This window comes from Stenotrophomonas sp. TWI700, from assembly GCF_039673645.1.
In the GTDB taxonomy this organism is placed as follows: domain Bacteria; phylum Pseudomonadota; class Gammaproteobacteria; order Xanthomonadales; family Xanthomonadaceae; genus Stenotrophomonas; species Stenotrophomonas maltophilia_AA.
The window spans coordinates 51504-76086 of record NZ_JBDJMB010000007.1; the positions used below are offsets into that span (position 1 = coordinate 51504).

24 protein-coding genes are annotated in these 24583 nt (G+C 68.4%); 6 read left to right on the forward strand and 18 right to left on the reverse strand.

Annotated features, from left to right (window positions below):
• Positions 1–25: 25 nt before the first annotated feature.
• From purD to prmA, 7 genes are all read right to left on the reverse strand, one after another.
• Positions 26–1312, reverse strand: a complete 1287-nt coding sequence (gene purD / locus ABE473_RS07530) for a phosphoribosylamine--glycine ligase (protein ID WP_346489028.1) — start codon at positions 1310–1312, stop codon at positions 26–28.
• A 93-nt stretch (positions 1313–1405) separates the two neighbouring features.
• On the reverse strand, positions 1406–2221 hold the full coding sequence (locus tag ABE473_RS07535) for a hypothetical protein (protein ID WP_346489029.1): 816 nt from the start codon (positions 2219–2221) through the stop codon (positions 1406–1408).
• Positions 2222–2313: 92 nt separating this feature from the next.
• Positions 2314–3174 carry a hypothetical protein gene (locus ABE473_RS07540; protein WP_346489030.1) on the reverse strand — a complete coding sequence of 287 codons (861 nt, stop codon included), beginning with the start codon at positions 3172–3174 and terminating at the stop codon, positions 2314–2316.
• A gap of 17 nt (positions 3175–3191) precedes the next feature.
• Positions 3192–4775 (reverse strand): bifunctional phosphoribosylaminoimidazolecarboxamide formyltransferase/IMP cyclohydrolase, encoded by a 1584-nt coding sequence (purH, locus tag ABE473_RS07545; RefSeq protein WP_346489031.1) that lies wholly within the window; start codon positions 4773–4775, stop codon positions 3192–3194.
• 172 nt (positions 4776–4947) lie between these two features.
• Positions 4948–5223 carry a DNA-binding transcriptional regulator Fis gene (gene fis / locus ABE473_RS07550; protein ID WP_026069829.1) on the reverse strand — a complete coding sequence of 92 codons (276 nt, stop codon included), beginning with the start codon at positions 5221–5223 and terminating at the stop codon, positions 4948–4950.
• Between the two features lie 114 nt (positions 5224–5337).
• A complete protein-coding gene (locus tag ABE473_RS07555) occupies positions 5338–6249 on the reverse strand; it encodes a DUF3426 domain-containing protein (protein ID WP_346489032.1) in 912 nt (303 codons plus the stop codon).
• Positions 6250–6279: 30 nt separating this feature from the next.
• On the reverse strand, positions 6280–7200 hold the full coding sequence (gene prmA / locus ABE473_RS07560; protein WP_346489033.1) for a 50S ribosomal protein L11 methyltransferase: 921 nt from the start codon (positions 7198–7200) through the stop codon (positions 6280–6282).
• A gap of 186 nt (positions 7201–7386) precedes the next feature.
• Here prmA and ABE473_RS07565 point away from each other — a divergent pair, with 186 nt between their 5' ends.
• The 3 genes from ABE473_RS07565 to ABE473_RS07575 are packed head-to-tail and all read left to right on the forward strand — an operon-like array spanning position 7387 to position 9438.
• Positions 7387–8349 (forward strand): hypothetical protein, encoded by a 963-nt coding sequence (locus tag ABE473_RS07565; RefSeq protein ID WP_346489034.1) that lies wholly within the window; start codon positions 7387–7389, stop codon positions 8347–8349.
• The gene (locus tag ABE473_RS07570; RefSeq protein ID WP_346489035.1) at positions 8346–8717 is read left to right on the forward strand and encodes a hypothetical protein; all 372 of its coding nucleotides are present in this window, start codon (positions 8346–8348) and stop codon (positions 8715–8717) included. The genes ABE473_RS07565 and ABE473_RS07570 overlap by 4 nt, the downstream gene beginning before the upstream one ends.
• A gap of 19 nt (positions 8718–8736) precedes the next feature.
• Positions 8737–9438 (forward strand): alpha/beta hydrolase, encoded by a 702-nt coding sequence (locus ABE473_RS07575; protein WP_346489036.1) that lies wholly within the window; start codon positions 8737–8739, stop codon positions 9436–9438.
• Positions 9439–9520: 82 nt separating this feature from the next.
• Here the strand turns inward: ABE473_RS07575 and accC are convergent, their stop codons facing one another.
• The 9 genes from accC to ABE473_RS07620 form a co-directional block, all read right to left on the reverse strand.
• Complete coding sequence (gene accC / locus ABE473_RS07580) at positions 9521–10888, reverse strand: acetyl-CoA carboxylase biotin carboxylase subunit (RefSeq protein WP_346489037.1); 1368 nt, start codon at positions 10886–10888, stop codon at positions 9521–9523.
• Positions 10889–10898: 10 nt separating this feature from the next.
• The gene (gene accB / locus ABE473_RS07585; protein ID WP_176988013.1) at positions 10899–11387 is read right to left on the reverse strand and encodes an acetyl-CoA carboxylase biotin carboxyl carrier protein; all 489 of its coding nucleotides are present in this window, start codon (positions 11385–11387) and stop codon (positions 10899–10901) included.
• Between the two features lie 54 nt (positions 11388–11441).
• Positions 11442–11864, reverse strand: coding sequence for a lysozyme inhibitor LprI family protein (locus ABE473_RS07590; RefSeq protein WP_346489038.1), 423 nt, complete (start codon positions 11862–11864; stop codon positions 11442–11444).
• Complete coding sequence (gene aroQ / locus ABE473_RS07595; RefSeq protein WP_319210622.1) at positions 11864–12313, reverse strand: type II 3-dehydroquinate dehydratase; 450 nt, start codon at positions 12311–12313, stop codon at positions 11864–11866. Before aroQ ends, ABE473_RS07590 begins: the two co-directional genes overlap by 1 nt.
• A gap of 312 nt (positions 12314–12625) precedes the next feature.
• Positions 12626–13012, reverse strand: a complete 387-nt coding sequence (locus ABE473_RS07600; protein ID WP_346489039.1) for a nuclear transport factor 2 family protein — start codon at positions 13010–13012, stop codon at positions 12626–12628.
• 100 nt (positions 13013–13112) lie between these two features.
• Positions 13113–13958 carry a type 1 glutamine amidotransferase domain-containing protein gene (locus ABE473_RS07605; RefSeq protein WP_346489040.1) on the reverse strand — a complete coding sequence of 282 codons (846 nt, stop codon included), beginning with the start codon at positions 13956–13958 and terminating at the stop codon, positions 13113–13115.
• Between the two features lie 90 nt (positions 13959–14048).
• Positions 14049–15065 carry a helix-turn-helix transcriptional regulator gene (locus tag ABE473_RS07610; protein ID WP_346489041.1) on the reverse strand — a complete coding sequence of 339 codons (1017 nt, stop codon included), beginning with the start codon at positions 15063–15065 and terminating at the stop codon, positions 14049–14051.
• A 41-nt stretch (positions 15066–15106) separates the two neighbouring features.
• A complete protein-coding gene (locus tag ABE473_RS07615; protein ID WP_346489042.1) occupies positions 15107–17902 on the reverse strand; it encodes a PAS domain-containing protein in 2796 nt (931 codons plus the stop codon).
• Between the two features lie 103 nt (positions 17903–18005).
• A complete protein-coding gene (locus ABE473_RS07620; RefSeq protein ID WP_319210628.1) occupies positions 18006–18620 on the reverse strand; it encodes a TetR family transcriptional regulator in 615 nt (204 codons plus the stop codon).
• A gap of 113 nt (positions 18621–18733) precedes the next feature.
• Here ABE473_RS07620 and ABE473_RS07625 point away from each other — a divergent pair, with 113 nt between their 5' ends.
• Positions 18734–19942 carry an MFS transporter gene (locus tag ABE473_RS07625; RefSeq protein ID WP_346489043.1) on the forward strand — a complete coding sequence of 403 codons (1209 nt, stop codon included), beginning with the start codon at positions 18734–18736 and terminating at the stop codon, positions 19940–19942.
• Entirely contained in the window at positions 19942–21171 is a 1230-nt protein-coding gene (locus ABE473_RS07630) for an MFS transporter (RefSeq protein ID WP_346489044.1), read from the forward strand. Before ABE473_RS07625 ends, ABE473_RS07630 begins: the two co-directional genes overlap by 1 nt.
• A gap of 91 nt (positions 21172–21262) precedes the next feature.
• Here the strand turns inward: ABE473_RS07630 and ABE473_RS07635 are convergent, their stop codons facing one another.
• Both ABE473_RS07635 and ABE473_RS07640 read right to left on the reverse strand, forming a co-directional pair.
• A complete protein-coding gene (locus tag ABE473_RS07635; protein WP_179459898.1) occupies positions 21263–21466 on the reverse strand; it encodes a hypothetical protein in 204 nt (67 codons plus the stop codon).
• Positions 21463–21606 carry a hypothetical protein gene (locus ABE473_RS07640; protein ID WP_179459899.1) on the reverse strand — a complete coding sequence of 48 codons (144 nt, stop codon included), beginning with the start codon at positions 21604–21606 and terminating at the stop codon, positions 21463–21465. Before ABE473_RS07640 ends, ABE473_RS07635 begins: the two co-directional genes overlap by 4 nt.
• A 357-nt stretch (positions 21607–21963) precedes the next feature.
• On the opposite strand from ABE473_RS07640, the gene ABE473_RS07645 reads away from it, so the two are divergent.
• The gene (locus ABE473_RS07645; protein WP_346489045.1) at positions 21964–24525 is read left to right on the forward strand and encodes a methyl-accepting chemotaxis protein; all 2562 of its coding nucleotides are present in this window, start codon (positions 21964–21966) and stop codon (positions 24523–24525) included.
• The last annotated feature ends 58 nt before the right edge of the window (positions 24526–24583 follow it).

The window sequence follows — 24583 nt, forward strand, 5'->3', positions numbered from 1 at the left end:
CAGCCGTTGCTGCCCTTGACCCGCCTCAGCCCTGCTCGCGCGCAATCGCCCGCCAGCCGATATCGCGGCGGTGGAACTCATGGGCCCAGTGGATCGCACCGACGCCGGCGTAAGCGTTGCGCTGTGCCTCGCCTACCGTGCCGCCCAACGCCGCCACGCACAGCACGCGGCCACCGGCGCTGAGCACCTGGCCCTGCGCGTCCAGCGTGGTGCCGGCATGGAACACCTTGGCGGTCGCGGCGACCGCCTCCAGGCCATGGATCACGTCGCCGGTGATCGGCGTTTCCGGATACGGCGAGGCCGCCATCACCACGCCCAGCGAGGGCCGCGGATCCCACTGCGCCTCCACGGTGTCCAGGCGCTCGTCGATCGCCGCTTCGACCAGGTCCACCAGGTCCGACTGCAGGCGCAGCATCACCGGCTGGGTTTCCGGGTCGCCGAAGCGCACGTTGAACTCGATCACCTTCGGCGCGCCGTTGGCATCGATCATCAAGCCGGCATAGAGGAAACCGGTGAACGGAATGCCGTCGGCGATCATGCCCTGCACGGTCGGGTTGACCACCTCGCGCATCACGCGCGCATGCACTTCGTCGGTCACCACCGGGGCTGGCGAGTACGCGCCCATGCCGCCGGTGTTCGGGCCGGTGTCGCCGTCGCCGACGCGCTTGTGATCCTGCGAGGTCGCCATCGGCAGCGCCGTCCTGCCGTCCACCATCGAGATGAAGCTGGCTTCTTCGCCGTCGAGGAATTCTTCGATCACCACGCGTGCGCCTGCATCGCCGAAGGCATTGCCGGAGAGCATGTCGCGCACCGCGTCCTCGGCCTCGGCCAGGGTCATCGCCACGATCACGCCCTTGCCGGCAGCCAGACCATCGGCCTTGACCACGATCGGTGCGCCTTTCTCACGCAGGTAGGCCAGCGCCGGTTCGATGTCGGTATGCACGGCATAGAACGCGGTCGGGATCCTGTGGCGGGCCAGGAAGTCCTTCGCGTATGCCTTGCTGCCTTCCAGCTGCGCGGCGGCGGCGGTCGGCCCGAAGATGCGGTGGCCGGCGGCGCGGAAGCGGTCGACCACACCGGCCACCAGCGGCACTTCCGGGCCGACCACGGTCAGGCCGATGTCTTCGGTGCCGACCAGCGCCAGCAGGCCGTCCAGGTCGGTGACCTTGACGTCCACGTTGCGGCACTTGGGTTCGGTGGCGGTGCCTGCATTGCCGGGGGCGACGATGACCTCGCGGACCTTCGCGGACTGGGCCAGCTTCCAGGCCAGGGCGTGTTCGCGGCCGCCGGCGCCGATGACCAGGATCTTCAATGCAGTTCTCGCGTAAGAGGGCAGGAACGTGATTTTACGCGGTGCGGGCGGCGGGTGCATTCGGGCGGTCGGTTGCCGTGGCAACCCACGGCCTCAGCGGTCGGCGCAGCCGTCGCGCTGGAGGTCGTCCGGCACGGGATACGCGCGCTGCCGGGCATCGAAGATGAGGTGGTAGTACTCGGTCGCCGGGCCCGTGCAGTCGTGGCCGCTGGCACGCACCGTCAGCGGCCAGTAGCCATCCACCGCAGTGCCGTCGCCCACCGTCGTGCTGAAGTCGACCGCGAAGACCTCGCTTCCGCATGCGGCTGGCTCACCGTTGCAGTGATGCAGGGCGAGGTTGTCGAGATGATCGCGGTACCGGGCGACATCGCGCAGCCGATGGTTGTGTTCGGCGATGTAGCTGCGCCAGATGTACCGATGGCCGCGCCGGTGTTCCTCATGGGTGATCTGGAACGCACGGCGCTGCGGGCCGAGCTGCGCGATCCGGACGGTGCCGGGTGCGCCGTGGCGGCCGTACTGCCCCTGCAGGCGCTGGGCCATGACCAGCAGCGGATCATCGGCCAGCAGCTGAGCGAAGAAGCCGCCCCGATTGGCGTCTTCGTCGTCCGTGCCCACGCGCAGCACATACAGATCGACCCGGCCCGGCTCGACCGTGGCGGCGTCGTCCAGGGTCTGGCACACCGCCAGCAGGGTCTGCTCGTGACCGTCGGCAGTAAACGTGTCACGCGCACACACGGTGCGGGTGACCGGGCGCAGCGCCTCGACCTCGGTGTCCTCCCAGTCGTCCTTCCATGGCGCATCCAGGACGGCCTTGTCGCCATAGCGCGTGCGAAGGAAGGCCTGCAGGCGCTGGATGTGGTCGCCCCTGACCCGGACGGTGTCTTCCGGTTGCGCCGTGGTGTCGAGCACAGGGTGCGCCTTGGCGGGTCCGGAAGGCGCAGGTGTACGGTCACAGCCGGCCAGCAGCACGAGCGACACGACTGCCAATGCGCATGAACGCATCACTCGCACTCTTCGCGCCTCAGTGCCTCGGGGAACGCGTAGGTCCAGGTCTTCGGGTCCAGGGTGAAGCGGTGTTCGCGGCGCACCGGCTGCCCGCCGCAGCCCAGGCCGGTCTCCTCGATCAGCAGCGGCCACTGCCGTGCCGCAGGATCGCGGTCGTCGAAGCGCAGGGTGAAATCGAGGTTGAACAACCGCGCCTGGCAGTCCGGTTCCGCATCGGCGTCGTCGCAGTCGTAGGCCGCGGTGTTGTCGATATGGCTGCGCACACCGCCGGCTTCCACGAGCCCGTTCGGGCCGGGCAACACCAGCGTCTGGGTGATCAGCGAATAGCCTTGGCCGAACCAGCCGTGCTCGATGCGGAAACCGTAGAAGTCGCTGCCGGCGCGGAGGATCTGCACGGTGCCGGGCTCGCCCCGGCTGCCGAAGTTCTGCCCGGTCAGCTCGGCGGCCACGGCAAAGCGGTCCGCCTCGGGGCGCAGTACGAAGAAGTCGATCGCGCCCGGGTCCGGGTGGGCACCGTCCAGCGGTGAACCGCAGACGGCCAACAGTTGTTGCCAGCTGTCGCCGGTCACCACCGGCTGCTCGGCGCAGACGTGCCAATTGGTGAGCAGTGTGTCGCCGTCCTGCACCCAACTGCCACGCCATTTCCCCGAGCGCTTGGCGGCCTTGCCGTAGCGCTCGGTCAGAAAGCCCTGCAGGCGCGTGCTGCGGCTGACATGGGCGATCGGACCGGCAGAGGGTGCGACGGTATCGGGGGCTGGCTGCGCGGCCGCCGGTTCACTGGTCGGCGTGCAGCTGGCCAGCCCCGCAGCGGTGGCGAGCGCCAGCGCTGCAAGGCATCGGGTCTGCCATGGAGACATCCGTGTCGTCCCGCGGATCAGTGGCGGAAGTGACGCACGCCGGTGAACACCATCGCCAGGCCATGCTCGTCGGCGGCCGCGATCACTTCGCTGTCGCGCATCGAGCCACCCGGCTGGATCACCGCCTTGATGCCGGCGGCAGCGGCGGCGTCGATGCCGTCGCGGAAGGGGAAGAACGCATCGGAGGCCATCACCGAGCCTTCCACCACCAGGTTCGCATCGGCCGCCTTGATGCCGGCGATGCGCGCGGAGTACACGCGGCTCATCTGGCCGGCGCCGACACCGATGGTGCGGTTGTCCTTGGCGTAGACGATGGCGTTGGATTTGACGAACTTGGCGACCTTCCAGGCGAACAGCAGGTCGGCGAACTGCTTCTCGGTCGGTGCCAGCTTGCTCACCACCGTCAGCTCATCGTGGCTCATGCCGCGATTGTCGGCGCTCTGCATCAGCAGGCCGGAACCAATCCGCTTGGTGTCGTAGTTGTTGCGGCCGTCGCCGTGCGGAATGCGCAGCACGCGCACGTTCGCCTTCTTCTGCGCGTATTCCAGCGCGGCCGGTTCGAAGTCCGGGGCGATCAGCACTTCGACGAACTGCCGGTCCAGGATCGCCTGCGCGGTGGCGGCGTCCAGCGGCCGGTTGAAGGCGATGATGCCGCCGAAGGCGCTGGTCGGGTCGGTCGCATAGGCCAGCTCATAGGCATCGCCGTTGCCGGCGCCCACGGCCACGCCGCACGGGTTGGCGTGCTTGACGATGACGCAGGCCGGCACGTCGAACTGACGCACGCATTCCCACGCCGCATCGGCATCGGCCAGGTTGTTGTAGCTCAGTTCCTTGCCCTGCAGCTGCTGGAACGTGGCCAGCGTGCCCGGCACCGGGTACAGGTCGCGGTAGAACGCGCCGCTCTGGTGCGGGTTCTCGCCGTAGCGCAGGTCCATCACCTTCACGAAGCTGGAATTCATCTGCGCCGGGAACTCCGCACGCACTGGCACCGCGGTGTCGGTGGTGGTCACGGCGGAGAGGTAATTGCTGATCGCCGCGTCGTACTGGGCCACGCGGTTGAACGCGGCCACCGAGAAGGCGAAACGCTTGGCGGCCGACAGCTTGCCATCGTGGGCGTCCAGCTCGGCCAGCAGCTCGGCGTACTGCGACGGGTCGGTCGCCACCGCCACGCGGGCGAAGTTCTTCGCGGCCGAGCGCAGCATGGCCGGGCCACCAATGTCGATGTTCTCCACGGCGTCTTCGAGCGTGCAGTCCGCCTTGGCGGTGACCGACTCGAACGGGTACAGGTTCAGTACCAGCAGGTCGATCGCGCCGATGCCGTGTTCGGCCATGACCGCGTCATCCATCCCGGCGCGGCCGAGCAGGCCGCCGTGCACCATCGGGTGCAGGGTCTTGACCCGGCCGTCCATCATTTCCGGGAAACCGGTGACGTCGGCAACGTCCTTCACTGCCAGGCCGGCGTCGCGGATCGCCTTGGCGGTACCGCCGGTGGAGAGCAGCTCCACGTTGCGCGCGGCGAGGGCGCGGGCCAGGTCGATCAGACCGGTTTTGTCGGAAACGGACAGCAGGGCCCGGCGCACGGGCAGCAGATCGGAACTCATGGGGGCAGGAGATCGAAGCGGAGCGGGGGCATAGTGTAGGCCAGTGACGCGGGCCTGACCTCTTCGACGGCCATCGCGGCGCCCGCCAACCCCGCAAAACGACGAAGGCCGGTACCGAGGGCTGCTCGATCCGGCCTTCCTCCCGCTGGGCACGCCCCGTGCCGCACCGGCATCAGGTGGTGATGCCGTATTCCTTCAGCTTCTTGCGCAGGGTGGCGCGGTGGATGCCCAGCATCGAGGCGGCGCGGCTCTGGTTGCCTTCGCAGTGATTGAGCACTTCCACGAACAGCGGAATCTCCATCTCGCGCAGCACGATCTCGTAGACATCGTCCGCATCGCAGCCATCCAGGTCCCGCAGGTACCGCCTGACCGATTGGGCCACGTGTTCGCGCAGGGGTGGCTTGGGCGCGCCACGACTGTTGTCAGGACGAGAAAGGACAGCGTTCAAGGAGTTTCCCGGTGCAAGAGCCGGGGCGGACAACAGCCCACGGCGGAAGGGTGATGGGGTCAGTCTAGCGCGTGCGCCGGCTGCCTGCCACGCTCCGGCGGCCCCGGCGATGCCTCAGAGGAACTCAAAGGTGAATGCGACGGTAGACGCCGCAGGCTCCCGCACGCGGAAGCTGATCTGTGCACTTTGTCCCGGTTCCAGCGTGGCGGCCGGGTCCATCGCGCGCTCCAGATAGTCGGCCGGCGCGAACACATTGGTGCCGATCACGCGGCCATCGGCATCGGACAGCGACAGCCGCAGCGACGGCCAGGCCTGGGCCCACCGCGCGTCGTTGCGGATGCTCGCCTGCACCTGCAGCGCACCCGCCTGGCCCGGTACCGGGCGTACATCACGGCTGAGCATGCTGAAGGCCGCCGGCTCGCGCCAGGCCGGCACTGAACAGCGCAGCACGCTGCACAGTCCGGCGATCCACGGGCGGGTACCGGCATCGGCGGCCAGCCGTGCACGGTCCGCCACCGCGATCTGCATCAGCAGCACGGCAGCCAGCCCGGCCACCATGCCCCACTGCCAGCGCGGCGTGCGCAGGCGTGCACCGGGCAGGCGCAGGAAACTGGGCGTGGTGACCGCTTCGCCCGGGGGCAGGGCAGCGGTGGCCGGGCCGCGCGCGTCCTCATCGATGGCGTGCAGGTCATCCAGCAGCGGGTGCGATGGCGCTTCCGTACCGGCGACCGGTGTGGCGGCCGGTGCAGCTTCGCCGGCGTGCGCATGTTCGACATCGGCTGCACGTTCGTCGGCGAATCCAAATCCGGATTGCGACACGGTCGGCTGCGGCGCATGCACCGGCTGGGCATCGATCACCTGTTCCACCGCCAGCGGGGCGATGCGATCGTCCACGGACGTTGCCGACGCCGCAGGCGTCTCCTCGTGGGAGAGGGACACCGGCTCAGCGGGATTGGCCGGCGCCTCCGCGGACGGACGCAGGAACGTGGCGATCGGGCGTCGCGGCGGCATCGGAGGCTCGGACATGGGCACGGGACCGGGCAGGAGACAGGCTATTCAAGCACGGCGGACGCCGGTGATGCGCATCCAGTCGCCATCCTGCGCCACGGCCAGCTGTTCGAAGGCCGGGGCGTAGCGCTCCAGCAGTTCCCCTTCCTGCCCGTGCAGGATGCCCGACAGCGCGATGCGGCCGCCCGGGGCGACGCGCGTCGCCAGCACATCGGCCAGCGCATCCAGTGCCGAGGCAAGGATGTTCGCCACCACCACCGGGTACGTCGCCTGCGGTTCGTCTTGCGGCAGATAGACCTGCACGCGATCCTGCAGGCCGTTGCGCTCGGCGTTGTCGCCGGTGGCGAGCACCGCCTGCGGATCATTGTCCACGCCGACCGCGCGGGCCGCGCCCAGCTTCAGCGCGGCCAGGGCGAGGATGCCCGAGCCGCAGCCGAAATCGAGCACGGTGGTGCCGGCCAGCGCGCCCTCGGCGGCCAGGCCGTCCAGCCAGCGCAGGCAGAGCGCGGTGGTCGGGTGGGTGCCCGAGCCGAACGCCAGGCCCGGATCCAGGCGGACCACGGCAGCATCGTCGGCCTGTGCGGCCTCCGGAAGCTCATGGTTCCACGGCACGATCCAGGTGCGATCCCCGAAGGCCATCGGCTGGAACTGGTCGATCCAGGCGCGTTCCCAGTCTTCGTCGGCCACGGCGCGGAAGCTGGCGTTGGCCCAGTCCAGGCCGGGATCGAAGGCGTCCAGCGCGGCCAGCAGGGCCAGCGCATTGGTATCGCCGGGGAACAGCGCGGTCAGTACCAGGTCGTTCCACAGCGGGGTCTCGCCCACGCCCGGTTCCAGGATCGCGCGCTCGTTGCTGGTATCGGCATCGGCATCGAGCAGGGTCACCGCCAGCGCGCCCACGTCGTCCAGCGCATTCTCATAGCGCGGCTGGGTGGCTTCGGTGCAGTGCAGGGTGAGTTCCAGGAAGGGCATGGGGGCAGGGACCGGCGGAAAACCGTGCATGTTAGACCAGTGCGGGGCGATGGTCCCGGCCGTGCCGCCGGGCGCTCGTCTCGCCGGCCGGTAAGATCGGCCCGACGGCTGGTTCAGACACCGCTGCAGCCGCTTGCTAAACTTCAACTCCTGCTGTCCATCACGGACAGCGTGTGACTTCTGCCCATGGCGCTCGTGCCGACCCTGAAAACCTGGTTGCTGGTCGTACCGGCCCTGGCGTTGCTGGGGGTGGTGGGCTATCGCGCGGGCGATCGGGTGCTGCACGCCGATCAGGCCGCCTCGCAGCTGGATGAGCCGCAGGCCGGCAGCGCGTCCACCGCGGTGCCGGCCGAAGCCCGGCAACTGGCCCGGCGCCTGCTCGGCAGCGAGCGCGGCACGGCGGTGGCCTCCGGCCTGCCGCTGGACCTGCGGGCCGATATCGAAGGCGACACCGACCTGTTCGCCTATGCGCAGCGCCTGCAGCTGCAGGCGGCCAACGGCAACGCCGAGGCCGGGTGGATGGTCAGCCGCGTCTACGACTACTGCGCGATGTATGCGATGGACCCGGGCGGCTATCAGCTCGACAACACGCTGTTGACCGGTATGGGCATGAGCGCGTCGGCGCCGATGGTCGCTGCACGCGAGCGCGTCTCGCGGCGCTGTGCGGGCTTCGTCAGCAGCGACAACCTGGGTCGGCCGCTGATCCTGGCGCAGCGCCTGCAGTCGGCCAAGGCCGGCAACCTCGCTGCCGAGGCCTCGCTGTTCGCCGAGGGCCTGCCGCTGGAAACCGGGCCGGGCTATCGCCGCGGGCTGGTCGAGCGGGTGATGGATTCCCGCGATCCGGAAGCCTTCATGGCGCTGGCACCGGGCATGGGCCAGCGTGCCAGCGGCGACAACGCGCTGAGCGGCCTGGTGGCCGGTGACCAGTTCAGCGAACTGGCCTGGCGGCTGGCCGCCTGCGAGCTGGGCATGGCCTGCGGGTCGGACAGCGTGTTGATGAATAATTTCTGCGCGAACGGAGGGATCTGTTCGCAGGACGGTGGGCAGGACTTTGCCACTTTTGTGTATGACGCTGCGGTATCGCGGCAAGGTGCGGGGAAAATGAACGTGTTGGTCGAAGAGCTGGTCAAGCTGAGGAATGGGCGATGAATTACCGTCGAATTCTGCACGGTGCCAAATTCTGGTTCTGGGTGACGTTGTTTGTCGCGTACTCGGCCGGAGCGGTGGGCCTGGTGATGATCGATACCTATGACGATCGTTACCGAAGCCTGTCCAAAGTGCAGTTGACCTCGGTGAAGGCCGATGCCGAAGTGCGTCGCGCCGGTGCCAGTCAGGTCGCTGCGGTGTATCGCGCGCAGAGTGGCATGCCGTTCGCTTCGCTGCCCACCGGCAGCACCTTCCAGGTGGTGTGGCCGGATGGCTCCACCGAAACGATGGTGATCCTGGATCCGACCTCGTCGCTGGGCGTAGAGCCGGTGAAGAACTCGCAGGTCACTGCGGCGGATACCGCCAAGTGACAGCCAGGCAGGGGCGGCGATGGCCGATCTGCCTGCGCTGATCGTATTGCCGGGCATGGATGCCACCGGCACGCTGCATACCGCCTTCATCGATGCGATGGCCGCGCGGGGCGTGGCCACCTCGGTCATCGCCTACCCGCGGGATGTTCCTCTCGATTACCCCGCGCTGTTGTCCTTCGTGCAGGCGGCGCTGCCGCGCGATGCGCCGTTCGTGTTGTTGGGGGAGTCGTTCTCGGGGCCGTTGGCGCTGACCGTCGCCGCCGCTGCGCCCTCGCGACTGCAGGGGCTGATCCTCTCCACGACCTTTGCCCGCGCGCATTGGCCCGCCGGGCGCGCGCTGCGCCCGCTGCTGCCGTATGTGCCGATGCGGGGCATGCCGTCGCCAGCGCTGTCATGGTGGCTGCTGGGTCGCTGGGCAACGCCAGCGTTGCGGGACGGCCTGCGGAAGGCGCTGGCCCAGGTCACTGTTCCGGTCCTGCGCGCGCGCCTGCGTGCCGTGCTTGACGTTGATGCGCGTGCGGCCCTGCCCGACATCGCAGTGCCGATGCTGTGTCTGCAGGCCTCGCATGACCGCCTCCTGCCTGCGCGGGCGCAGCACGAATGGGCACGCCTGCTGCCGCAGGCACAGCAGCACACCGTGGCGGGCCCTCATCTGCTTCTGCAGGCCAACCCGCAGGCGGCCGCCGACGTGGTGCGTCAGTTCATGGGCGGGCTCGGATAGGGCAGCGGAAAAACGCAGACAAACAAAAAGGCGGGGAGATCCCCGCCTTTCTGCTGTCCAGCGTCCCGCGCGAGCGCGTCGATCAGGTCAACGCGATCGACTTGTTCTTGCGTTCGGCCAGGCGCTTTTCCAGGTAGTGGATGTTCTGCCCACCGGCCTGGAAGCCCTTGTCGCGCATGATGCGCTGCTGCAGCGCGACGTTGGTCTTGATGCCGTCCACGACCAGTTCGCTCAGCGCCACGCGCATGCGCGCGATCGCGGTCTCGCGATCCGGGCCGTGCACGATCAGCTTGCCGATCATCGAGTCATAGTTCGGCGGCACGCGGTAACCACTGTAGATGTGGGTATCCACGCGCACGCCGGGGCCACCCGGCGGATGGAAGGCGGTGATCTGGCCCGGGCTCGGCACGAAGGTTTCGGCGTCTTCGGCGTTGATGCGGCACTCGATCGCGTGGCCGCTCAGCACCACGTCGCTCTGCTTGATGCTCAGCTTCTGGCCGGCGGCGATGCGCAGCTGCTCGCAGACCAGGTCGATGCCGGTCACCATCTCCGTCACCGGATGTTCCACCTGCACGCGGGTGTTCATTTCGATGAAGTAGAAACGACCGTCTTCGAACAGGAACTCGAAGGTACCCGCGCCGCGGTAGCCGATGCGGATGCAGGCTTCCACGCAGACCTTGCCGATCTCATCGCGCAGCTCGGTGGTGATGCCCGGTGCCGGCGCTTCTTCCACCACCTTCTGATGGCGGCGCTGCATCGAGCAGTCGCGTTCACCGAGATGGATGGCGTTGCCCTGGCCGTCGGCGAGCACCTGGATTTCCACGTGGCGCGGATTCTCCAGGAACTTCTCCATGTAGACCTGATCGTTGCTGAAAGCGGCCTTGGCTTCGGACTTGGTGGTCTCGATCGCCGCCTTCAACGAGGCCTCGGCATGCACCACGCGCATGCCACGGCCGCCACCGCCACCGGAGGCCTTGATGATGACCGGGTAGCCGATCTCACGGGCGATCTTGGTGTTGGCCACGATGTCGTCGGTCAGCGGGCCGCCCGAGCCGGGCACGCACGGCACGCCGGCGGCCTTCATCGCGCGGATCGCTTCCACCTTGTCGCCCATCAGGCGGATGGTGTCGGCCTTGGGGCCGATGAAGATGAAGCCGGATTCTTCCACGCGCTCGGCGAAGTCGGCGTTCTCCGACAGGAAGCCGTAGCCCGGGTGGATGGCCTGGGCGTCGGTGACTTCCGCCGCGGCGATCAGGGCCGGGATGTTGAGGTAGCTCTCCGAGGACGGTGCCGGACCGATGCAGACCGACTCGTCGGCCATGGCCACGTGCTTGAGGTTGCGGTCGACCGTGGAATGCACAGCCACCGTGCGGATGCCCAGGGTATGGCACGCGCGCAGGATGCGCAGCGCGATCTCCCCTCGGTTGGCAATAACGACTTTGTCGAGCATGGACTAATCCTTAGCCGATCACGAACAGCGGCTGGTCGAATTCGACCGGCTGGCCGTTTTCGCCCAGGATGGCGACGATGGTGCCGGAGACATCGGCTTCGATCGGGTTGAACATCTTCATCGCTTCGATGATCGCCAGCGTTTCACCGGCCTTGACGGCCTGGCCGACCGACACGAAGGCCGGCTTGTCCGGCGAGGACGACGAGTAGAAGGTGCCGACCATCGGTGCGCGCAGTACGTGGCCATCGGGCAGGGCGTTGCCGGCCTTGGCGGTGCCGCCGGTGGAGGCTTCGGTCGGCGACTGCATCGGCATCGCCGGGGCGGCGGGCTGTGCCGGCGCCGGGGCCATCATCATCTGCGGCTGGGCCTGCACCATGCCGTAGCCGGAGACGGGCGCGCGCGACAGGCGCACGGACTCTTCGCCTTCCTTGATTTCGATTTCGGCGAGGTTCGACTCTTCCAGCAGGTCGATCAGTTTCTTGATTTTGCGGAGATCCATAGGGGCCTCTTTAGCTCGTGGTGTCAGTGTGGTGGGAAGCGCGGTGCGCTCGGGTCAAAGCAATTCGTAGAAGTCGCGCAGCTGACGGATGCGGTCGCGCGTGAGGGTGGTCAGGCAGCGCATCTGCGCGCCATTGCGGGCCGAGCCGTCGGAATTCAACAGGTACACCGCGTCGCAGTCGTGGTCGCGCAGTTCGACCCAGGCGCGCTGGGCCAGCACCAGCTGCTGCTCGGCGTTGCGGCACCAGCTGCAGGCACCGCCGTCGGCCGGGGCGCGCAGCTGCCGGCGCGCCTGCGCGTACACGGCATTGAGTTCGACGTCGGCGGCGGCCGCCACGTCCGAGGCGCACAGGTCGCTCTCCATCGTGGTGACCGGGTGCGCGCAGTCGATGCCCTCGTCCTCGCGGTCGCCGGCGATGGCGGCGCCACACAGGCAGCCCCACAGCACGACGCTGGCGAGGACACGCGGCAGTGTCATCACGCGGAGGCGGCCGCCAGCCGGGTCAACGCCGCATCCATCGCATAGCGATAGCTGTCCGCACCGAACCCACAGATCACCCCGACCGCCTTGTCGCTGAAATAGCTGTGCTGGCGGAAGGGCTCGCGTGCATGCGGGTTGGACAGATGGATCTCGATGAAGGGCACGTCCACCGCGGCCAGCGCATCGCGCAGGGCCACCGAGGTATGGGTGAACGCCGCCGGATTGATCAGGATGAAGGCCGTGCCGTCGTCACGGGCCGCCTGGACCCGGTCCACCAGCACGTGCTCGGCGTTGGACTGCAGCGCCTCCACGGCGTGGCCGGTAGCCTGCGCCTGGGCCAGCAGGGCCTGGTCGATCTGCGCCAGCGTGGTGTGCCCATACACGCCCGGCTCGCGCGTACCGAGCAGGTTGAGGTTGGGGCCATGCAGGACCAGCAGTTTCGCCATGGGTGCCGAACAACAGGAAAGGGCGGAGTCTGGCGGAACTGGTGGATCGTGTCCAGTTCGACGAAGTTACGCGTGTTTCAATCGTATGTTTGAAAATTGGTGCAGATCGTTGCGCCAGCGCGGTATCGGTGCGCGGGGACGGGGGAGCGGCGACACCGCAGAAGGGCGGGTGTTGGGTGGAGCCGGGCGCTGAAGGCCCGCGCAGGTCGGGACCCTGCTGCCTTGCCCACCGGCGATCGGCGGGCAAGGCAGGGGTCGATCCGGAACGCCGGCCTCAGCCAGACCTTGGGCGTCGGCGCGGCAGGGCGCCGATCACGGTTTGAGCTGGCCCGTCCACGACTTGCTCATGATCTGCCACTTGCCATCGGTCTTCAGCAGGACAACGTAGTCCACCCCATCCCAACCGGGATAGTCCAGCATCACCTTGACCGCCGCCAGATTCGTGGTCACATCCACGATTTCATAGCGGCGCTTGCGCTGGGCCTCGTTGGCGGCGGGCTTACCGTCGAAGCCTTCCGCGAACTGTTCGCCTGTCCGCATGAGCAGCGAGCTGCCCCGGGCTTCCGAATAGCCGATCATCACGCCATCGGCCCGGAAGACCTCTTTGGCCAGCGCGTTGTCGGCGGTCTTGTAGGCGGCCATGAACGTCTGCATGACCTTGTCCACGGCCTCGCGGTCGGAGTTTTGGGCCGAGGCCATGGCGGGGAGCAGCAGGAGCAGGGAGGCTGCCAGGGCAGCGGATCGGAACGGTCTTTTCATGGTGTTCTCTCAGCACGGTGGGTGGTGGGTGTGTGGGACATCAGCGTTCCGCTGTCGTCCGGCTCGGCGGTGGATCGGCATGTGTGCGCAGCGCCTCGACGACCGCCTGGGCGACTGGCTTGGCAGAGGCATAGTTCTGCCCGGTCACCAGCCGGCCATCGACTTCGACATGCGGGTCACCGCCTTCCACGGTCCGGAATGTGCCGCCGCGGGTCGCGACGGTCTGGCGGATCAGGAACGGGAACTGTTGGAAGTACGCGGCATCCTGTTGCTCGTGCTCTTCCGGGAAGCCGCTGATCCGCTTGCCCGAGACCAGGTACTGGCCGCCGGCAAGCTGGAGGTTCACGATGCCGGCCGTGCCGTGGCAGACGGCCGAGATCACCCCGCCGTTGCGTTCGTAGACCTGCATGGCAATGCGTTGCAGGCCCATGCTCTCCGCGACGCCGTACATGGCATTGCTCCCGCCCACGTAGTACACGGCCCGGTACTGCGTCGGATCGATCTGTGCCGGGGTGGCGGTACCGCGCAGTCCGCGCATGATCCGCAGATCGTCCAGACGGTGCGCCACGTCGTCGCTGACGTAGTCACCGAGAATCGGCACGGCGCCGCCGTCGGGTGACACGAAGTCCACCGCGTAGCCGGCGGCATGGAAGACATCCCAGGCATGCACCACCTCGCCAAAGCTGATGCTGGCCGGGAGCGTTGACGTCCCATGCACCCGGCTGCTGGCGACGATGAACAGAATGCGTTCCTGGTGGCCGCGGGCAGGCGACGCGATCGGGCTGTCTGTGGAAAGGCCGGTGGCGGCGCCGGTGCTGCAGGCGCCGCCCAGCCAGACACTCAGCAGTAGCAATACGAAGGTGGCGATGGCACGTAACGTCTGCATGGCACTGACTCGCAGGAAGGAGCCAGCACCCTACCCAATCACTTTCAAATCAATGTATTGCAGCGTCTTCCCGGAGTGCGGGAATCGATTCTAGGAGTGCGCCGCAGCCGTGCGGTAGGCCGCTGGGGTGACGCCCTCGCACTTCTTGAACGCGCTGTAGAAGGTCGACATGGACTGGAACCCCGCTTCCTGCGCCACGATGTCCAGCGGCTTCGGGGGGCTCTGCTGCAGGATCGCCTTTGCTTCGACCACACGCAGCTGGGTCAGGTACTGCTTGAACGACGTCTGGTTGTTGTCGTTGAGCAACTGCGACAGGCGGGTCTGGGGCATGCCAAGCCGGCGGGCGAGGCGGGGCAGGGTCAGGGCAGGGTCCAGATGCAAGCGCTCACGCGCCATCAGCTCGGCCAGGGCCTGCAGTTGAACGGCCGCGTCGGACGCGGGAATCCGACGATCCTGATAGGGCTCGATCGGTACTTGCCCCGAGCGCAGGCGGACGGCGACCAGGACGCTCACCGCGAGAACGAAGGTGAAGGACAGGGCGCCGACGATGTAGGAGGTGTACCCGGCCGTGTAGTACGCGATCCAGATGATCCAGATACCCGTCAACGCCCCCACCAGCAGCGGGGCCGCCGGCGTGCCACGAAGGCGTGCACGGTGGTGATACATCTGGAAAGTGGTGACGACGAGATACCCCAGCCAGGCGTAGTTGATGCCCGGCGTGATCATGTGCCGCCACAGCTCGATGTTGCGGGCATACGGGAGCAGGATATTCACCGCAACGGCAAGCACCAGCAGCGCGGCGAGGTGCCACCGGCCCCTGCTATCGGTTCCCGCAGCGTCGCGCTGGCTGGAGCGCACCAGAAAGTAGAGGCAGGGCCCGATCAGGAAACACGCGGTCAACCCGAGCTGGAGAACGACAAGCGGAATATCCGGCCAGAAATGGAAGGCCACGGATTTTCCGGTTCGCACACCCACCATCAGGATCAGCAGCGCCAGCCAGCGCTGCGTGGTTTCGCCCCGTGCCCGCCACCACAGTACCGTCGCTGCCACCACGCCATTGAAGGCGCCCAGCATGGCGAAGAAGAACAGGAAGTGTTGGCTGAGCATTGCCGCAGTATTGAGAAAAACCCCTTGCCGTCAAGCGCCGCTCAGCGCACCTCGGCGAGCACCGCCCGCACCCGCAACGCCAGTTCCTCCAGCGTGAACGGCTTGCCGATCAGGTGGACATCGGGGTCGAGCACGCCATCGTTCTCCAGCGCATTGCGGCTGTAGCCGGTGGTGAACAGCACTTTCAGCGTCGGCCGCCGCCTGAGCGCCTCATCCGCCAGCTGCCGCCCGTTGACCTCCGGCATCACCACATCGGTGAACAGCAGCGCGATGTCGGGATGGCGGTCAAGCAGGGTCAGCGCCGTGGCGGCTCCCTCGGCCGCGAGCACCGGGTAGCCCAGTTCGGTCAGCGCTTCGACGGAAAACTGCCGTACGCCGGGTTCGTCTTCGACGACCAGGACGAGTTCCCGACCCCCGCTCAGGGCGCGGTTGTCCTCTCTTCCGGGCGGGGGCGATGGCGCGACATCCACCCTGCGGCGCGGAAGATACAGGGTCACCGTGGTTCCCTGGCCCGGGGTCGAATCGATGTTCACGTGGCCGGCCGACTGTTTGACGAAGCCGTACACCTGGGAAAGGCCCAGGCCGGTGCCTTGCCCCACCTTCTTGGTGGTGAAGAACGGATCGAAGGCCTTGGCGATGACCTCGGGCGGCATGCCGCTGCCGTTGTCTGCCACGGTGATCCGGACATACTCGCCCACGGGGACCTCTGCCGCTGCCGCATCGTCATCGTCGGCGATCGTGCAGTTGGCGGTCTCCACCACCAGGCGCCCGCCACCGGGCAGCGCGTCGCGCGCGTTGACCGCCAGGTTGAGGATCACGTTCTCCAGTTGGTTGGCATCGGCGAAGGTGCACCACACCTGCGCGGCCAGCACGGTTTCCAGGCGGATGCTGCTGCCCAGCGAATGCACGAGCAGGTCCGACATCCCGGCCACCAACCGGTTCACATCCAACGGCACCGGCTGCAAGGGCTGCTGCCGGGAGAACGCCAGCAGGCGCTGGGTGAGCTGCGCGGCGCGGGTCGCGCCATCGATGGCCATGTCGATGTAGCGCTTGGCGCGCGGATCGCTGTCGCCCATCCGCATCGCCAGCAGGTCCAGCGGGCCGATCACGGTGGCAAGCATGTTGTTGAAATCGTGCGCGATGCCGCCGGTCAGCTGGCCCACCGCCTCCATCTTCTGGCTCTGGCGCAGGGCGTCTTCCACGCGCGTACGCTGCGCCACTTCTTCCAGCACCCGGCTCTCCAGGTGCTCGTTCAATTCCTGCAGCCGGGCATCGGCCAGTTTGCGCGCGGTGATCTCGATCGCCACGCCCACGACCCGGACGCAGCGGTCGCCCTCGAAATGCCCGCGTCCCTTCGCCGCCACCCAGCGCACCACGCCGTCTTCCTTGCCGACGGTACGGTATTCCACGTCGTAGAGTGCGCGCCGCGCCGGGTCGGCGGCCGCCGCAAACGCGGCGACAGTGGCGGCGCGGTCGTCGGGATGCAGTCCGTCATGGAAGTCGCGCATCGACACCGCCACCTCGGGCGAGATGCCGAACATCGCCTTTGTCCGCGCCGGCCAGATCAGCGCATCGCGCACGAGGTCGACATCCCAGAAGCCCATGTCGCCGGCCTCGGTGGCAAAGCGCAGGCGCTCTTCGCTCTGCGCCAGCGCGGCTTCGGCCGCCCGGCGGACGGTCAGGTCCAGCATCGCGCCGATCATCCGCAGCGGCTCGCCCACGCCGCCGCGCAGCACGGTGCCGCGGTCGAGCACGGAGGCGAAGCTGCCGTCGGCGCGACGGAACCGGTACTCGCTGTTCCACGCGGTTCCGCCGCCCTCGATCACGGCATGGATGTCCCGGTCCACGCGCGCCCGGTCGTCCGGATGGATGTGATCCAGCCACCACTGCGCGCTGGTCTCGCGCAGCGCATGGCCGAACAGCGTGGTCAGTGCCTCGTTCCAGATGACCTGGCCATCGGAGATGCGCCAGTCCCAGATCGCATCATTGGTGGCCTGGGCGGCCAGCCGATAACGCTCCTCTGCTTCCAGATGGCGGGCCTCGGCGGCCTTGCGGTCGGTGATGTCCAGTGACGTGCCGACCAGCCCCACCACCACACCGTCGGCGTCGCGCAGGGGTGATTTGGTCGACAGCCAATGCGCACGCCTGCCATCGGGAAAACTCACTTCTTCTTCGAGCTGCTCGGTCTGCCCGCTGGCCATGACGCGCTCGTCGGTGGCCATCACGATGGCTGCCTGGGCAGGGTCGCCGAGCAGCTCGGCGTCGGTGCGGCCGACGTAGATCTCCGGCGGCAGGCCGATCAGCTCGGTGGTGCCGCGGTTGCCGATCAGCATCCGGCCCTGCCGGTCCTTGGCGTACAGCACGCCGGGCGCGGCCTCGACGAAGGAGCGCAGCAGGGTCTGCGCCTGGTCGCGCTCCGCTTCGATCCGGCGGCGCTCATCGATATCGATCAGCACCCCGGGGAAACTGACGGCCTGCCCGTGGGCGTCAAGGTCCACCCGGCCGATCGCCTCGATCCAGCGATAGGCGCCGTCGGCGCCGCGGGTTCGATACTGGTGGGCATAGCGGCCACCGCGGCGGACCGCTTCGGCAATCGCCTCGGCCAGGCCGGCGCGATCCTCGGGGTGGACGGCGGAGACGACCTGGTCCAGGCGCAGTTCGGTGCGGGCCAGGGCCGGGTCAAGGCCGTGGGCCAAGGCGAGGGCATCGTCGACGGTCAGGCTGTCCTGGGCCACATCCCAGAACCAGGTGCCGATGATCGCGCCGGCGGCCAGTGCCATCCTGACGCGCTCGGCATCACGCTCGCCGTGGGAACCGGGGGAAGGTGAAGGGCTCAAGCTGTACTCGCGGTCGGCAGGGGGCGGATGCACCGGCCTCGGGACGGCAGGCGGCGCGGGGCGGACACCATAGGGTATCGGCGCGAGGCGAACTGTGAAGCCGTCAGGCGGGCAGCTTGCCTGGGGACGCCGGCGCGCTGCAGCGCAGGCCGCGCAGCAGCAGCTCCAGCGCAACCCCGCTCTGTGCCAGCCGCGCATCGCCATCGTCGCCGTCGGCGATCCAGAACGCCGCCTCGGCGAGGCTGCCGTACACGAGGGAGGCGAGGGCCTGCGGATGGGCCTCGGCGACCACACCCAGATCGATCAGGTGCGCCAGCAGGCGCTGCATGGAATCGATGCAGTGGCGCTGCGATTCCGGCGAGGCACCGCCCAGCACGGCGCGTGCATCGCGCAGCACGATGCGCTGGATGGTGGGTTCGCGGGCCATCTCCAGGTACCCGATGCAGCGCAGCCGGAATCCCTCCCACGGGTCCACGGCGGCGTCGGAGATCGCCTTCAGGCGTGCGTCCATCTCCGCGTCGAGCTCATCGACGACCGCCGCGAGCAGCCCCTGCTTGTCGCCGAAGTGGTGGTAGAGCGCGCCACGGGTGAGGCCGGCCTGCGCGGTGAGGTCGTCCATCGAGGTATCGGCGTAGCCGCGCTCGCTGAAGACCGCGCGGGCGGTCGCCAGCAGGGTGGCGCGGGTCTGCTCCATCTCGGCGCGGGTACGACGGGCCATCGGCCTCTCCTTGGATGCGGGGGCGGACGCTGGTTTACATCCGAAGCGTATGTATATAGGATTTTAAACATACGATGTGTATGTAAAATGGAAGAGACCGGGTGAACCACCCCATGAGCCACTCTTATCGCGCGCTGTTCGCGGCCCCGGGCAGCACCGGCTTCGCCCTGGCGGGCCTGCTGGCACGGCTGCCCTTGCCGATGACCGGCATCGGCATCATCACGCTGCTCGCCCAGGTGCGCGGCAGCTATGCGCTGGCCGGCGCGGTGGCGGCCACGTTCGTGCTGACCTACGCGCTGTTGTCACCGCAGGTCTCCCGTCTAGTGGACCGGCACGGGCAGCGCCGGGTGTTGCCGGTGGCTACCGGCGTCAGTGTGCTCGGCCTGCTGCTCCTGCTCGGCGCATCGTGGTGGGCGGCACCGGCCGCACTGCTGTTCTTCGGCGCAGTGCTGGCCGGCGCCATGCCCAGCATGTCGGCGATGGTGCGGGCGCGCTGGACCGCGATCTACCGCGGGCAACCGCAACTGCAGACGGCGTACGCGCTGGAAACCGTGTTCGATGAAGTCACCTTCATCGCCGGGCCGCCGCTGTCGGTCGGCCTGGCGGTCGCGGTGCTGCCGCAGGCGGGTGTGCTTGCCGCGGCCGTGCTGCTGCCGATCGGCGCGTTTGCGCTGATCGCGCAGCGCAGGACCGAGCCCCCCGTCGAGGCAGCACGACGGAATGCCGCGCCTGTTGCGTCCGTCATCCGTCTGCCCGGCGTGCGCTGTCTGGCCGTGCTGATGGTCGCCATGGGCGTGATCGTCGGCACCGTCGATATCGTCAGCGTCGCCTTCGCCGCACACTTGGGGCAGCCCGCCGCTGCCAGCATCGTGCTGTGCGCGTATGCCGCCGGCTCCTGCCTGTCCGGCGTGCTGTTCGGTGCGCTCACCCTGCAGACGCCCCTGCGCCGCCTGTTGCTGCTGGGCGGGATCGCGACTGCGGTGACCACGGTGCCGCTGTTGCTGGTGGGAAGCATCGGCGCATTGGCCGTGACGGTGTTCGTGGCGGGCGTGTTCTTCGCCCCGACCATGATCGTGGCGATGTCGTTGACCGAGCAGCAGGTGCAGCCGCGCCAGCTCACCGAGGGCATGACCTGGCTGCTGGCGGCGCTGAACGTGGGCGTGGCGCTGGGCGCCGCGATCTCAGGCTATGGAGTGGATGCACACGGTCCGCGTGCTGGGTACCTGGTGGCGCTGTGTGCAGGAGGCGCGGTGCTGCTGACGGCGGCGATCGCGCACGGCGTGTTGCGTCCGCGCGATCCACGCAACCTGGAGGTCTGCTGATGCAGGTGCACGCGCCATCGACACCCCGCCACCCGTGGTGGGCGGTCACTGCGGTCAGTCTGGCGACCTTCTCGGTCGTCACCACGGAGATGCTGCCGGTCGGCCTGCTGACCCCGATCGCCGAAGCGCTGGCCACGAGCACCGGCACCGCGGGCCTGATGATCTCGCTGCCCGCCCTGCTGGCCGCGCTGTTCGCACCGCTGGTGGTGATCAGCGCGGGCGGACTGGATCGGCGCTCGCTGCTGTGCGCGCTGCTGGGCCTGCTGGTGATCGCGAATCTGGGCGCGGCCTTCGCACCCACCTTGGGCTGGATGCTGGCGGCCCGCGTGCTGGTCGGGCTGTGCATGGGAGGGATATGGGCGATTGCCGGCGGGCTGGCGGTGCGGCTGGTGGCGACCCGATCGGTGGGCCTGGCCACATCGCTCATCTTTGGCGGCGTGGCGGCTGCTTCCGTGCTGGGCGTTCCACTCGGCGCGCTGATCGGGGAGCTTCTCGGGTGGCGTTGGGCGTTCGGCAGCATGGCGCTGTTGGGTGCCGCCGTGCTCGCCCTGCATCTGGCCGTCATGCCCGGTCTGCCGCCGTCCGGCACGACGACCCTGCGCCAGTTCGGTCATCAACTGGGCAACCGCGCGCTGCAGCGTGGGTTGATGCTGACCTTCCTGCTGGTCGCGGGACACTTCATCGCCTTTACCTTCGTTCGGCCGCTGCTGCTGTCCGTCCCGGGGTTCGACGCGGGCTGGGTCGGGCCGTTGTTGTTCGGCTACGGCGCCGCAGGCATGGCCGGAAATTTCCTGGCCGGTATCGGGGCAGCACGACGTACCCGACTGACAGTGTCGTTGATCGCAGCGGGTCTGGTACTGGTGCCGTTGCTGTTCCTGTCCATCGGCGAATCGCGCCTGGGCGGTGCCTTGGCGCTGCTGGCGTGGGGACTGGCCTACGGCGGGGTGTCGGTGGGCTTGATGACGTGGATGATGAAGGCCGCGCCGGGGGCGGTCGAAGTCGCCTCCGCACTGTATGTCGGTGCCTTCAATGTCGGGATCGCATCCGGCGCGTGGCTGGGCGGTCAGGCGCTGGATCGGCTCGGCCTGACCGCCAATCTCTGGCTCACCAGCGGCTTCGCGGTTGCCGCTGTGGCGCTGTGCATGGCTGGCCGCTCAGGCCCTACCTCGTTCCCGTCGTCTCCAGCGCCGCCTTCTCAGCCCCGGTCAACGCGCGATGGCCGTAGCTGAGCACCCGCGTGAGCTGCCATTGCCCGTCCTTGTTCTGCCAGACCATCACGAACGTCGCGCTGCCTTCGCAGCGCACTTGTGCCCCGGCCCGTTACAGGGTGCTGGAGTCCACCCGCTGGCGGCCGGCCTGGGTCAGGTCGATGTCGCCATCTTCCGCCTGGGCCGCATAGCCGGCCTTGACGGCCCAGTTGGCCGCTTCATCGCTGACCGGACGCGTGGCGTTGATGTCGCGGAGGATCTGCCGCTGTGCTTCGGTCAGGTGGGGTGCCGCGTTCGTACCGGTGCCGCCGCTCATGGCGCGCGGGCCTCGACGCTGACCACGCCCTGGGCCAATCGGGCGCGCTTCGCCCGCCGATGGTTCACCCACCACACCAGCCCCGGCAGGCCGTACAGCAGTGCACCGGCGAGCAGAAAGATCTTGAAGGCGGCATTCATGGCGGTCTCTCTCCGTGCGGTATGGCGTCAAGCGTCGTGATCAACCTGATGTGCGGTAGAGGGCACACCAGGTCCTGCAGCGGCCCCGGCCGCGATCCCAGTGCTAGTTCAACGCAATCGCCGTGAAGGTGTTGTCCCTTCGTTCACTGTCGCGCGTTCATGCGTCGCGGACCGCCGCGCGCCCCGCCAAGGTCGCCAGCCGTAGTACCGCGCTTGTCGCCTGATCGTCATCACGTCGTCGTCTGGTCCCCTTACAACGGGGAGCCTCCGGGGAGGCCAGGGGCGCGCATCGAGATCGGCGCTAAAGTTCACCGCACGCCCGCCGATACCGATGCGTCCTTCCGCCTGGAGTACGTGATGTCGGCCGTCCCCCGCCGCCTGTCGTTGTTCGTCACCCACCTGGGTGACCGCTATCGAGTCCGCTTGTCCCCCCTGCGCCGGCTTGCCGCGCTCGGCCGTCTCAGCGTCGCACGGAAACTGACGGCCAGTCTGCTGATCTGCTGCCTGGGCTTGTTCGCGGTAGCGATGGCGTACGGCTGGACGCGCCATGATACCGAGCGCGCGGCCGAGGCGTTCGCCGCGCACCAGCAGGAGGCGGCGCTGTCCGCGACGCTGGCCACCGAGATCGCCGATGCACGGCGGCTGCAGACCCGCTATGCCGCCACCTTCGATGACGCCGACCGCGAGGCGTTGCAGACGGCGCAGCAGCGCCTGCAGGCGACCCTGACCCAGCTGCAGCGCGATCCCCACGACGCCGGCAGCGCTGATGCGCTGCGCGAGGTGTCCGCCCGCGCCGGTGACTTCGCGGAAGGCATCGCGGCCCTCAACACCCGTGTGGACGAAATGGGGCGCGGCGACGCCGGCCTGCGCGCGCAACTTGAGGCAGCGGCTGCATCGCTGGAAGCTACCGTGGAGGCAAGCGCGCGTCCCGTGCTGATCGCACAGCTGCAGAAGATGCGCCGCGAGGAGAGCCTGCTGCTGCTCACCGGGGATTCGGCGCATACCGATCGCGCCAGCGAGCAGAAGCTGCCGTTCGATCTGTCCTTGGCCGACGCGCGCCTGGGCGTAGAAGCGCAGGACACGTTGCGGACACAGATGGATGCCTACCAGGGCGCGCTGCTGGCCTACACCGCCGCCCGTATCGGGCTGGATGTGGAGGCGCAGTCACTGGCCGAGACCGCCGCCCAGATCGGCCCCGGTCTGCAGGCGCTGCAGCAGGCACAGACGCAGGCCCTGGCGGCGGCGCGCGAGCGGCAGGCCGCGCGTGCCAGCACCATGGGCATCGTGTTCGCGCTGACCCTGCTGCTGGTGGCGGTGGTGTTGATCGCAACACTGCTGCTGGTGCTGGGCGCGGTTCGTCGGCCGATCGCCGATACGCTGCGCTTCGCCGAGGACATCGCCGAGGATCGTCTCGACACCGTGCTGACCATCCACAATCCGCACGACGAGATCGGCCAGCTCGCTACGCGCCTGCGCCACATGCAGCAGCGCCTGCGCGAGCGGATCGAGGCCGAGCGCGCCGTGGCGCGCGACAACACCCGCGCCCGCCAGGCGCTGGACAGTGCGCAGACCGGGGTGATGGTGCTCGATGGCGAAGGGCGGATCGGCTTCCTCAACCAGGCGTTGCTCACCGAACTGCAACGGGTGCAGGAGGACTGGAGCGGCCAACCCGCTGCCGCCCTGCATCCGGCTTTCGCCACCTTGCTGCCCACGCTGCAGCGCGGCCAGCGTGCCAGCCGGGAGATCGAGCACGCGGGGATCCGCTACCAGCTGGTGATCACCCCGATCGTGGAGCACGACCACCTGCTCGGTGCCGCCGTGGAGTGGCGCAGCCGCGCGCTGGAAACCACGGTGGAGAATGAAGTGGCCGCGCTGGTCGATGCGGCCGCCCGCGGCGATCTGCATGGGCGGATCGCAGTGGAGGGCAAACAGGGTTTCGTGAAGACCCTGGCGCTGAGCATCAATTACCTGCTCGATACCTTCCAGAGCAACCTGTCCGGCGTGCAGGGCCTGCTCTCGGCGCTGGCGCAGGGGGATCTGCGCGTGCGCATGCAGGGCGACTTCCACGGCGTGTTCGCGCGGTTGCGCGACGATGCCAATGCGACGGTCATCCAGCTCACGGACATCGTCGCGCGCATCCAGCAGGCCTCGCTGGCGATCAACGCCGCTTCCGGTGAGATCGTCGCGGGCAACCACGATCTGTCCGACCGCACCGAGCGCCAGGCGGCACACCTGGAAGAGACCGCCTCCTCGATGGAAGAACTCTCCGCCACCGTGCGGCAGAACGCGGACTCGGCGCAGCAGGCGAACCTGCTGGCGATCCGCGCTGCCGAGGTCGCGGCCCGCGGCGGTGAATCGGTCGCGCAGGTGGTGACCACCATGGCCGACATCGCGCTGTCCTCGCGCCGGATCGGAGAGATCACCGGGGTCATCGACGGGATCGCGTTCCAGACCAACATCCTGGCCCTGAACGCCGCCGTGGAAGCGGCACGCGCGGGCGAGCAGGGGCGCAGCTTCGCGGTGGTCGCCAGCGAAGTGCGCCTGCTCGCACAACGCAGCGCCGATGCCGCGCGCCAGATCAAGCAGCTGATCGAGGCGTCGGTCGAGAAGGTCGACGCCGGCACCCGGCAGGTCGACAGCGCGGGCGCGACCATGGGCGAGATTGTCGGCAGCGTGCAGCGGGTCACCGCGATCATGGCCCGTATTTCAGCGGCCTCGCAGCAGCAGACGGTGGGCATCGAGCAGGTGAGCCAGACCCTGCTGCAGATGGATGGGAGCACCCAGCAGAATGCCGCGCTGGTCGAAGAGGCCTCCGCCTCGGCCCGCGCGCTGGAACGGCAGGCGACCGTGCTGGGCGACGCCGTCGATGCGTTCGTGGTGATCCCGACCCCAGGGGCGCGCATGTCGGCGGTAGCCTGACCGTCGCGTCAACGCGGTGCTCACCGGTCTTCACCGGCGGTGAGCCGGCGCTGTGGTT

Coding starts and splice junctions, on each gene's coding strand:
- ABE473_RS07540 (WP_346489030.1), bottom strand. CDS start 3,174: ATGTCTCCATGGCAGACCCGATGCCTTGCAGCGCTGGCGCTCGCCACC.
- purH (WP_346489031.1), bottom strand. CDS start 4,775: ATGAGTTCCGATCTGCTGCCCGTGCGCCGGGCCCTGCTGTCCGTTTCC.
- ABE473_RS07555 (WP_346489032.1), bottom strand. CDS start 6,249: ATGTCCGAGCCTCCGATGCCGCCGCGACGCCCGATCGCCACGTTCCTG.
- prmA (WP_346489033.1), bottom strand. CDS start 7,200: ATGCCCTTCCTGGAACTCACCCTGCACTGCACCGAAGCCACCCAGCCG.
- ABE473_RS07565 (WP_346489034.1), top strand. CDS start 7,387: ATGGCGCTCGTGCCGACCCTGAAAACCTGGTTGCTGGTCGTACCGGCC.
- ABE473_RS07570 (WP_346489035.1), top strand. CDS start 8,346: ATGAATTACCGTCGAATTCTGCACGGTGCCAAATTCTGGTTCTGGGTG.
- ABE473_RS07575 (WP_346489036.1), top strand. CDS start 8,737: ATGGCCGATCTGCCTGCGCTGATCGTATTGCCGGGCATGGATGCCACC.
- accC (WP_346489037.1), bottom strand. CDS start 10,888: ATGCTCGACAAAGTCGTTATTGCCAACCGAGGGGAGATCGCGCTGCGC.
- accB (WP_176988013.1), bottom strand. CDS start 11,387: ATGGATCTCCGCAAAATCAAGAAACTGATCGACCTGCTGGAAGAGTCG.
- ABE473_RS07590 (WP_346489038.1), bottom strand. CDS start 11,864: ATGACACTGCCGCGTGTCCTCGCCAGCGTCGTGCTGTGGGGCTGCCTG.
- aroQ (WP_319210622.1), bottom strand. CDS start 12,313: ATGGCGAAACTGCTGGTCCTGCATGGCCCCAACCTCAACCTGCTCGGT.
- ABE473_RS07600 (WP_346489039.1), bottom strand. CDS start 13,012: ATGGCCTCGGCCCAAAACTCCGACCGCGAGGCCGTGGACAAGGTCATG.
- ABE473_RS07605 (WP_346489040.1), bottom strand. CDS start 13,958: ATGCAGACGTTACGTGCCATCGCCACCTTCGTATTGCTACTGCTGAGT.
- ABE473_RS07610 (WP_346489041.1), bottom strand. CDS start 15,065: ATGCTCAGCCAACACTTCCTGTTCTTCTTCGCCATGCTGGGCGCCTTC.
- ABE473_RS07620 (WP_319210628.1), bottom strand. CDS start 18,620: ATGGCCCGTCGTACCCGCGCCGAGATGGAGCAGACCCGCGCCACCCTG.
- ABE473_RS07625 (WP_346489043.1), top strand. CDS start 18,734: ATGAGCCACTCTTATCGCGCGCTGTTCGCGGCCCCGGGCAGCACCGGC.
- ABE473_RS07630 (WP_346489044.1), top strand. CDS start 19,942: ATGCAGGTGCACGCGCCATCGACACCCCGCCACCCGTGGTGGGCGGTC.
- ABE473_RS07635 (WP_179459898.1), bottom strand. CDS start 21,466: ATGAGCGGCGGCACCGGTACGAACGCGGCACCCCACCTGACCGAAGCA.
- ABE473_RS07640 (WP_179459899.1), bottom strand. CDS start 21,606: ATGAATGCCGCCTTCAAGATCTTTCTGCTCGCCGGTGCACTGCTGTAC.
- ABE473_RS07645 (WP_346489045.1), top strand. CDS start 21,964: ATGTCGGCCGTCCCCCGCCGCCTGTCGTTGTTCGTCACCCACCTGGGT.